This is a genomic window from Pseudomonas sp. B6002 (assembly GCF_013385985.1).
Classification (GTDB): Bacteria; Pseudomonadota; Gammaproteobacteria; order Pseudomonadales; family Pseudomonadaceae; genus Aquipseudomonas.
In genome coordinates, this window is record NZ_JACAOY010000033.1 from 12,164 (window position 1) to 18,466 (window position 6,303).

Here is a 6,303-nt window from a genome sequence, read left to right on the forward strand (position 1 = left end):
AACAATGACGAAAAAGAACCTGGTGTATGTCTGGTCCCTGAGAAATGCCGCCGCCGACAAGGCCGGGCAGCCAGTGGCCTACAAGGACCACGAGCGCTACATGAAGTCGGTGCTGGAGTTTCTGGTGGGGTCGCTCAACGACACGCCGCTGGGCCAGGCCTACAACCTGGTGGGTGTGGTCTACGACGATGACGAACAGAACCCGCGCGACCAGCAGTTGGTCAAGGACTATGGCTTCGCCTACCAGCAGGGCCGCCAGTGGCTGTACCCCGCCGACCTTCGCGTGCAGGGCAACCTGGTCAACGACCTCCTGTTGAGCGTGCCGTCCACCTACCGCCGCTTGCCGCGTGGCAGCGCCGAGCATATCGCCGGCAAACAGGATTTCGAACGTCGCCTGTACGACACCCTGGTGGAGTTGAAGGCCGACATCGTGGTGCTGGATGGCTTGCTGGTGATCCTCGACGAGCTGGTACGCCCGGGCGCGCCGTTTGCGCGACGCATCATGAACATCCACCCGGGCATCACCCGTATCGAATCGCCTTACGAGCGTCGCGGCGCGTACGCCACCTGGAACGCTTTGTACGGCGCACGTGGCCAGGCGGTGGTGGACTGGGCCACCAAGGAAACCAAACCGTGCGAACCGCTATACCTCACCGGCGCCTCGTTCCACTACGTGGACAACGGCATCGACTCCGGCGAAGTGTTCCACGACGTGCTGAAAACCGAGATTTCCCCGGAAGACACCATCCTCGAACTGCGCTGGAACAACTTCAATAACAGCCTGTTCCCGGCGCTGCACGAAGGTTTGGAGCTACTCGCCAAACAGGCCTGAACAATCCCATCCCTGTAGGAGCCGGCTTGCCGGCGATGGCGTCAGTGAGATCGCCATCGCCGGCAAGCCGGCTCCTGCAGGGGGAGGTGTTTACAGTTCGCGCACTACCCGAAACCCGATCCAATCCCCCCGCGTCTGCGGGTAGATGTTGTTGCGGTTGCCCGAGCGCGAGAAGACCGGCGCCTCGCCCCAGTCGTTGCCACGGATGATGTAGAGCTCACAGTTCTGCTCCGTCCAGGCACTGCCATCGGTTGGCGCGCCGACATAATTCGCGTGGTAGCAGTCGGCAACCCGCTCATACACGTTGCCATGCATGTCGTACATGCCAAACGCGTTCGGCGGGTAGCTGCCCACGGGGGATGAGTAGCTATAGCCGTCCGCCGGCCCATAGGTGTTGGCGTGTTCGGCGATGCTGTAGCCCTTGCCCGCATCAAACGGGAAGGGGAACGGCCCCTTGGTGCCTGCGCGTGCGGCGTATTCACGCTGGGCTTCGCTGACCATCTGGTACTTTTGGCCGGTCTTTTTCGACAGCCAGGCCACGTAGTTCTTTATGTCGTCCATGTCCATGCACACCGCCGGCTGACGTGGCCCCTGGGGGTAGCGCGGCTTGCTGGCGATGCATTCGCGGCCCGGGCGCGTGTCGCCATCGGCGATCTTGACCCCGGTCTGGCGCACATAGCTGTCCCATTCGCCCGCAGTGACGTGGAAGCGGCTCATGGCAAACGGCTTGGCGAAGGTCACTTCGTGCATCGGGCCTTCGTCGGGCTCGCGGCCGACTTCGTCTTCCGGGGTGCCCATGGTGAAGGTGCCGGCAGGCAGCACCACCATTTCCGGGCAGTCCTTGCAGTCCTTGAACACTTTGCCTGGCTGCGGGGTGGCGGCCTGGGCCAGGCCGGGCAACAGCGCGCCACACAAGGCGGTCAGCGCCAGGGCCGTGAGGGGTTTGAGTCGGGATGGAATCATGTGGGCATCTCGTTCAAAGGGAAGGGGAGGTCACAACACTTGGCTCAGCAAGGTCATGAAGCGCTGGATCTCATCCGAGTTGTTCAGCAGGCCGGGGGCGGTACGGATCACCGGGCCGACATCGCGACTCACGGCGTCGATCACCACGCGGTTTTTCATCATGTGCTCCACCACCGCGTCGCTGTCCTGGCCCTTGACCCGGAAGAACGTAAAGCCGGCCGATAACTCGGGGCTACGCGGGGTGACCAGCTCGATGTTCGGCCGCGCCAGCAACTCGCTCTTGAGTTCAGTGTTAAGTTCATGGATGCGTGCCTGCACCTGCGGCTTGCCCAGTTGCAGGTGCAGCTTGAAGGCCTCGTCCGCCGCCCAGCGATGCTCGAACGCGTGGTAGCCGCCCGGGGTCATGGTGGTGGCGAAGTTGGTGTCCTCGGAGAAGGTCGGCACCATCGGCGTGACGTATTTGTTCTCGCTGTCTCGGGCGCAGACCAGGCCGGTGCCGCGCGGGCCGAACATCCACTTGTGGGTGCCGGCAATAAAGAAGTCGCAGTGCATGTCCGGGAAATCGAGGTTTTCCACGCCAAAGCCATGCACGCCATCGACCACATAGAGGATGCGGTCCTTTTCGTCGCGATTGCGGTTGAGTGCCTGCACCAGCTTGCCGATCTCGCCGATCGGCAGCTTTACGCCGCTGCCGGACTGCACCCAGGTCATGCCCAGTACCCGCGTATTGGGGCGGATGCTGCGCTGGATAGTGCCCAGCACTTCATCGGCGGACATGTGTTGGGTGTCTTCGAACAGCGTGATCCGGCGCACCTGTGTGCCTTCCTTGGCCACACGAAAATCCAGCACGTTCTGGGTGGCGTAGTGCTCGTGAACCGTGGTGAGGATTTCCTGGTCGGGGCGCACTTTGATCCCGCCATAAATCATCGCCAGGCCTTCGGAGGTGCTGCCAGTGAGGGCGATCTGCGGCGGTTTGGCGTTCAGGTAGCGACCCGCCCATTCACGCACCTGGCCTTCGCGTTTCCAGGTTTCTTCCAGGCCCCAATCCATCGCCAGCCCAGGGTTGCGGTCGATTTGCAGGCGATAGCGCTCGATGGCCTCACGCACCGGCTTGGGATGCGAGGCCACCAGGAAGTTGGAGAAATGCAGGTAGCTCGGGTCCTGGTTGAACAGTTGCTTGAGCCCCGTCCATGGGGAGCTTGCTGCCAGGCTCGGCGCGGCGGCCAATGCCTGCGGGAGCAACGGCAGGCTGGCGGCGAATACGCCGGCCTGCTTGAGAAATGTACGGCGGTCGGTCATGGACTCACTTCATGGGTGATTAGCGATTGGCCAAGGGTTTGGCGGCTTTTTGTACCTGGTCCCACACCCGCAGGAAGTTGCCTCCCCACAGCTTGGCGATGTCCGCTTCGGAGTAGCCGCGCTGGATCAGTTCGGCGGTGACGTTGCGCACCTCGCCGACGTTCTCCCAGCCCTGTATGCCGCCGCCGTCGTTGAAGTCCGACGCGATGCCGACATGATCGATGCCGATCTTGCGCACGGTGTAGTCGATGGCATCGCCCCAGTCCTTGAGGGTGGCCTTGGGTTCCTCTTCCAGAATGCCGTACAGGCCCTGGGCATACTGGCCGAACTTCTGCTCCGGCCAGGCCGCGATGATTGCGTCGCCGGGCATCAGGGCCATGGCCAGGTTGGGCAGGGGAGGCAGGTCAAACCGTGCGCGCAGGGCATTGAGCTTGTCCTGGGTCGGCTGGCTCAGCGGGCGCAGGTAGGCCGGGAAGCCCACGACCTGCACCACGCCGCCGCTGTTCTTGATCAGTTGCAGTTCTTTGTCGCTGAGGTTGCGCGGAATATCCACCGACGCACGCGGCGCCGAGTGTGAGGCGATCATCGGTGTGCGGCTCAACTGCGCCACTTGCTCCAGCGCCTTGGTCGACATCTGCGACACATCAATGATCACGCCCAGGTCGTTCAGGCGGTGCACCGCTTGCTTGCCGATCTCCGACAGGCCTTCAAGGGCGTCGGTGGAGTCATTGAAGAACGGCAGCGGGCGCGACGAATCGGACCACGCGTTATTGCCGATATAGCTGAAGCCGAACATGCGCATGCCGCGCGCCGTCCACAGGTCCAGTTGGTTCAGGTCATTTCCCAACGGGTAGGCATTGAGCATGCTGATAAAGATCGCGAACTTGCCCTCGCCATGCAGGCGACGGAAATCGTCCGGCGTATAGGCAATGCCGACCTGGTTGGGGAAGTCGCGCACCATGCCGGAGATGATCTTGTAGCGCACCTCCTGCTCGTGGCGGGCCTCCTCGACAAAACCGTCGGTGGGCTTGTGCGGGGCGTTGGGGCCGTTCCAGATCTCCGGCCAGCCGAAGATCGTCAGGGCGGCGCCCGACAAGCGCCCGCGTGCCGCCTTGGCCAGGTCGAACTGACCGTTGCCGTCCTTGTCGGCCTCGTTGTCGGCGGTGCCGAAATCCAGGGGCACGGTGATGTGGCTGTCGAATGACAGCAGCCGGTCCTGCATTTCATTGGCCTGCTTGATCACCGCCAGCGGGTAGCCGGCATTGCCACGGAACCAGTGGTCCCAGGCCAGGAAGCCTGCGCCGGCACCGATGGCCAATGCCAGTGGCAGGCCGATGTACAGCGCCTTTTTCGAACGTGGTTTTGTCATTGCCATCTCAGTCAGTTGAGGCCTTTGCTATCAGGGAAGAACGAGCGATGGCGGGGGAAATTTAGGTGGCGGCGCCACGCCGGTAAATTTCCCGTGGCTGCAAACGTTCTAGCTCTGATTAAGCCGTTTCCTAAGGTAGACAATGACGATCTCTCGACGTGGGTTCATCGCAGGCCTGGCGCTGACCGGCGCTGCCGTGCCGGCGGCCCTTTATGCCCATCGCGAGCTGACGCGTGAAGAATTCCCGATCACCCCTGGCGAGGCCACGGTGGACCTGGCCGATACCGACGGCCAGCACCTGGCGAACACCCTGCGCGGCGTCTGGAGCCTGCGCCTGGAAGGGCATGACGCCGGGCTCAAGGGGCTGCCGTTGGAAGGCCTGGAGCTGCTGCTCGACATCGCCCCCCGTGGCCGTGGCCTGCGGGGCTACCTGGACACAGCCGCCAACCTGCGCGCCGAAGGCGAGCCGCGTTACCGCGTGCTGGGTGACCTGCTGACCGGCGACGGCGCCGTGCTGTATTGGCGGCTGATCGACCGTGACGCCGTCGGTGGCGTGCCGGCCTATGAATTCAAGATGACCCTCGACGAAGTCTGGAGCGGGTTTGGCAATGCCGGCAGCGGCACCCTCAGCGGGCAGATCCTCAACCTTGATCGCCCGTTGGCCTTGACCGAGCGTGACAACCGCTTCATCGCCCACAAACAGCTGTTCCCCGAAGCCCGCGAGCGAATCGGCCTAAATCCGACCCTGCTGGCCTGGCTGATCGCCCCCGAACATCGCCTGTTCCACCAGCTGTGGCACGCCACCCGCGACCAATGGCACAAGCTGTCCGAAGACAAACGGGAAGCCCTGCGCGGCATCGGCTGGCAGCCCGGGCCGCGCGGCCAGGAGCGCGACGCACGGGGCAAGCGCAAGGACCGCAACGGCTCGGGCATCGACTTCTTCTTCATGCACCGCCACATGCTCGGTACGGCGCGCTCCATGCAGGACCTGCCGTCGTGGCCGCAATTCCCTGAGCCCCAGCCGGCGCTGGAACGTGACCGCCTGGGCTTCGTGCGCTACTTCGACAACAGCGACGGCTTTGCCTTGCCGCCCACCTGGTCGGCGCCAAACGACGCGGACTACACACAATGGGTCAGCGATATCAAGGCCGCCGAGACCTACCACAGCAATTTCCAGGTGTGGGAATCCCAATACCGCGACCCGCGCTACCTGGCCAAGCTGACTCTGGGCCAGTTGGGGTCGGAGATGGAGCTGGGTCTGCACGACTGGTTGCACATGCGCTGGGCCTCCGTGCCCCGTGACCCGTCCAACGGCGGCCCGGTGCCGTTTGCCCGCGACCCCGCCGACTTTGCCGCCCGCTGGTACGCGGCCGAGAACGACTTCCTCGGCGACCCGTTTTCCTCCCATGTAAACCCGGTGTTCTGGCACTTCCACGGCTGGATCGACGACCGTGTCGAAGACTGGTTTCGTGCCCATGAGCGCTTCAACCCGGGCGAGGTCAGCCGGCTGGAAGTCAACGGCGTGGCCTGGTTCGCCCCGGGCCGTTGGGTGGAAGTGGCAGACCCCTGGCTGGGCCCGGACACCCACGGCTGCAGCACCACGCCCGGGTTGCAGGTGGGCAAGTCGATGGAGATGGACCCGGAGGTCATGAAGCTGGCTCTGCGCATTACCTTTGGTGCGGATGAAGACGTGCTCAAGGGCTTGTTCAAGCGCGTGCCGAAACGGCCGTGGTATGCACGCAACTTGAAGCTCAAGTGAGCCTTCGATCGCTCTCACGCTTCATCGTGGGGGCGCTCAAAAAAACCTGAATTTAAATTGAACCCGCTCTGATCCGCGCTT

Annotated in this window: 5 protein-coding genes; 2 read left to right on the forward strand and 3 right to left on the reverse strand. The window is 63.5% G+C overall.

Going from position 1 to position 6,303, the window contains the following annotated elements; genetic code table 11:
- Window positions 1-4: 4 nt before the first annotated feature.
- The gene (locus HX792_RS27970) at window positions 5-832 is read left to right on the forward strand and encodes a N(5)-hydroxyornithine transformylase PvdF (RefSeq protein ID WP_176999109.1); all 828 of its coding nucleotides are present in this window, start codon (window positions 5-7) and stop codon (window positions 830-832) included.
- 90 nt (window positions 833-922) lie between these two features.
- On the opposite strand, the gene HX792_RS27975 is transcribed toward HX792_RS27970, so the two are convergent.
- The 3 genes from HX792_RS27975 to pvdM are packed head-to-tail and all read right to left on the reverse strand — an operon-like array spanning window position 923 to window position 4,463.
- On the reverse strand, window positions 923-1,795 hold the full coding sequence (locus tag HX792_RS27975) for a formylglycine-generating enzyme family protein (protein WP_176999110.1): 873 nt from the start codon (window positions 1,793-1,795) through the stop codon (window positions 923-925).
- 30 nt (window positions 1,796-1,825) lie between these two features.
- Complete coding sequence (locus tag HX792_RS27980; protein WP_176999111.1) at window positions 1,826-3,094, reverse strand: aminotransferase class V-fold PLP-dependent enzyme; 1,269 nt, start codon at window positions 3,092-3,094, stop codon at window positions 1,826-1,828.
- Between the two features lie 19 nt (window positions 3,095-3,113).
- Window positions 3,114-4,463 carry a pyoverdine-tailoring dipeptidase-like protein PvdM gene (gene pvdM, locus HX792_RS27985; protein WP_176999112.1) on the reverse strand — a complete coding sequence of 450 codons (1,350 nt, stop codon included), beginning with the start codon at window positions 4,461-4,463 and terminating at the stop codon, window positions 3,114-3,116.
- A 142-nt stretch (window positions 4,464-4,605) separates the two neighbouring features.
- Between pvdM and HX792_RS27990 the strand changes: the two genes are divergently transcribed.
- Complete coding sequence (locus tag HX792_RS27990; RefSeq protein ID WP_176999113.1) at window positions 4,606-6,222, forward strand: PvdJ/PvdD/PvdP-like protein; 1,617 nt, start codon at window positions 4,606-4,608, stop codon at window positions 6,220-6,222.
- Window positions 6,223-6,303: the final 81 nt, after the last annotated feature.